Raw genomic sequence first — 3,075 nt, forward strand, 5'->3', positions numbered from 1 at the left:
CAGCCGCCCCACTCCCCCAAACCCCCCGCGCAACCTCCATCACGGCCGCGACATCCTGCTCCAGCCACTCCACATCCCACAGCTCATCCGGAGTCAACCAGCGGAGCTCGTCATGGTCCTGGAGCGGCTTGGGCGCAGGCGAGTCCGCCAGGAGCCGCACGGTCCACACCTGAAGGGCGTACGGCGACCGCAGAGGCCACTCGCCCGGAACACGAGCAAGCACCTCCGACTCAACCCCGAGCTCCTCCCGAAGCTCCCGCACGAGCGCCCCCTCGGAAGTCTCCCCGGACTCCACCTTCCCCCCGGGCAACTCCCACCGCCCGGCCAACTCCGCGGGCGCACTGCGACGCGCGGCAAGAAGGCATCCGTCGCTCAGCACGGCGGCTCCCACCACCACGATCCGTTCGGTCATGCGCCGGAGCCTACGGGAGCCCCACGGACACACCCACACGCGTCACTTCGAGCCGTTCTGCCCGATCCGCTCGACCCAGTAGAGCTGCTTGTGCCCACGGTCGTCGAGGCTGTCCGCGATCTTCTGGGCCTCGGCCCTCGTCGCGTACCTGCCGACGCGGTAGCGATTGCCGTTGTCGTCCTGTCGTATGACGAGCCAGGGAAGTGTGATGGTGCCGTCGTTCATCGCGCCCCTCCGCTCCCCGCCCCCGGCTCGCGTCCTGCCCCGCCACATAAGGAAACCGCAATCCGCATATGCCCGAGCCTACGCCTAACCTTCACGCAGCGAATACGGCTTTTCACAAAGAGGTATGCGCGGGATGCCCGACAGGTACGCAATCGGCCAGCACTGAGGGGGCGCATCCTCACGGACACGCCCCCTCATCCCCCTCGGGCTCCCGCCGACAGCCCAGAGACCGCGCCGAACACCCCCCGAGAGAACGACCGGATTCCACCGGCACGGCCCCACCAACGAGCAGCCGACAACCGACCCAAGTCAATGGCCGCCAGGGCAGCTACGAGCTACTTCACCGGCAGGTGATAGGCGATGCGATACCGGTCCGCCGGCACCACCACGTCCGCCGTCTCCACCGGCCGCCCCGAGGCGTAGTACGTCCGCTGGATGACGACCACCACATGCCCGGGCACACCCCCCAGCGCCGACAGTTCCTCCGCGAGGCCGGGACGGGCGCCCACCTCCTCCGTGACGTTGTCCACGATCACGTCGATGGCGGCCATGCGCTCGACGACGCCCATGCCGCCCAGGGGGCCCTCTTCGGGGAGCATCACGGGCGTGCGGCCCGTGACGGCGAGGGGCTCCCAGGAGGTGGAGAGCATCATCGCCTCGCCCGCGTCCCGGAAGACGTACTTCGTGCACATCACGCGGTCGCCGGCCTGGAGGCCGAGCCGCTCGGCGATGGCGCCGCTCGCCTCGGCCTGTGCGCTGTGCGACTCCCATGTACCGCGCGCGGAGACGTCGGCCTGCTCCTGGCGGAACGGTGTCGCGCCGCTGTCCGGCCGGTACCCGGAGCGGGCGACGCGGCGCGGCACCGGACGTTCGCGCACGTACGTACCGGACCCGGAGCGGCCCTCGACGAGACCCTCGGCCATCAGGACCTTGCGGGCCTCAAGGGCGACCGTGTCCGAGACGCCGTACTCCTCGCGGATTCTCGCCTGTGACGGGAGCCGTGTGTGCGGTGGCAGCGATCCGTCGACGATCTTCTTGCGAAGATCACCTGCGACGCGCAGATACGCCGGCTGCTCACCGAATGTCACTGGCCACTCCCGTCAGGTTGTACAGACAGCTACAGGGTGGCAACCGTGGGTTGTGCCAGGCAAGCGGAGGCCAGAGAATCACTCGATGTGATGACTTGCGGCCTCTCAAGCCTTTACGCAGGCACTTTCTCCCCGTTATGGCCGCTGTCACACCTCTGCGCCGCTACCTCCTGTGCTGCCTCCCGTACCGCTGTCCTCACCGCCGTCGCCCTCGTACGACTCCGGCGGCGTCGAGGCGAGGCCCAGAGCCTTGCGCGTGGTGACCGTCTTCTTGGCGTCGGTGAGTTCCAGCGCCTTGTCGTAGTGCTCGTAGAAGACGTCCGCGTCGGCGGCCTTCGCCGCTGCCGACCACTCCCCCTGCGCCTTGCCCAGGTCCTTGACCAGCGCGGCGACCGGATCCTTCGCGTCGGCGGGCCAGTCGTGGCCACGCAGCATTCCGAGCTGCTCGGTGATCGCGGCCGAGACCCTGGTCGCCCACTCCTTGTGGCCGGGCAGGTCGTCCTCGACGTACTCCTCCTCGGGCGCCGACTCCATCGCCTCGTTGAGGACCTGGGCCGCCTTCAGATAGGTGAGCTGGTCGGCGTCGAGGGTCGTCTCGTCCTGGCGCAGCGAGCCGGTCAGGCCGCCCTTCTCGTCCACGTTGCCGAACAGGCAGCTGATCTCGCGGTCGCCGAGGCTCCAGCTGTCCCGGGTCGGCGTGAAGTAGTAGATGTCGACGTTCTCCGGGATGGCCCAGGTATCCATGGCGTAGGCGTACTGGAGGGTGTAGCACTTGTCATCGGCGGCCTCGGTGATCGCGCTGTCACCGGGGTAACTGCCGCTCGCCATCCTGAAGTTCGCGAAGACCTCGCCGTCGTGCTCCTCGTCGCAGGACACCGTGTCGACGTCGTACGCCATGCCTTCCAGCGAGCCGCCCGGCGTGTCGAAGCACTCTCCCTCGTCCACGGAGAAGGTCGCGCCGTTCTCGCTCGCCTCGCGCGCCCCCTCCTGGAAGCCGTCCCAGAACTCGGCCGCTCCGCCGGTGGCGAGCGCGAGGGCGAGGATCGCGGCGCCGATGCCCGACAGGATCATCCCGGCGATCGCCATGCCCTTGCCGCGCTCGCCCTTCCTCTTGATCTGCCCCAGCGCGAAGAAGCCGAGGATCAGGCCTACGAGGGGGAGGAAGCACAGGATGCCGAGCACGAGTGCGGCTATGGCCAGGCCGTTGACCGGGGCCGGGGTGTTGTACGGGGAGTAGCCCTGCCCCCAGGGCTGATAGCCGTACGGACCCGGTCCTGGTCCCGGACCTTGCGGCCCGCCCGGGTACGCGCCGTACGGGCCCTGCGGCTGGCCCGGCGGCGGGTACGGCCC

At 69.1% G+C, this 3,075-nt stretch carries 4 protein-coding genes; all 4 read right to left on the bottom strand.

The annotated features are described in order from the left end of the window. On the bottom strand, window positions 1-412 hold a 412-nt coding region (locus AOK17_RS46040; protein WP_055618618.1), incomplete at its 3' end, for a (deoxy)nucleoside triphosphate pyrophosphohydrolase. Window positions 413-454: 42 nt separating this feature from the next. Next, window positions 455-637 carry an SPOR domain-containing protein gene (locus tag AOK17_RS46045; protein WP_055618615.1) on the bottom strand — a complete coding sequence of 61 codons (183 nt, stop codon included), beginning with the start codon at window positions 635-637 and terminating at the stop codon, window positions 455-457. A gap of 335 nt (window positions 638-972) precedes the next feature. Continuing rightward, window positions 973-1,725, bottom strand: a complete 753-nt coding sequence (locus AOK17_RS46050) for a GntR family transcriptional regulator (protein WP_055618616.1) — start codon at window positions 1,723-1,725, stop codon at window positions 973-975. Between the two features lie 147 nt (window positions 1,726-1,872). Continuing rightward, window positions 1,873-3,075 (bottom strand): DUF4190 domain-containing protein (locus AOK17_RS46055; RefSeq protein WP_055618617.1); only part of this gene is annotated, 1,203 nt, incomplete at its 5' end.

The sequence above is a fragment of the Streptomyces phaeochromogenes genome (genome assembly GCF_001418655.1).
In the GTDB taxonomy this organism is placed as follows: Bacteria; Actinomycetota; Actinomycetes; order Streptomycetales; family Streptomycetaceae; genus Streptomyces; species Streptomyces phaeochromogenes.

Excerpts from the sequence above, each read along its gene's own strand:
- AOK17_RS46045 (WP_055618615.1), bottom strand. The coding sequence starts at position 637 with ATGAACGACGGCACCATCACACTTCCCTGGCTCGTCATACGACAGGAC.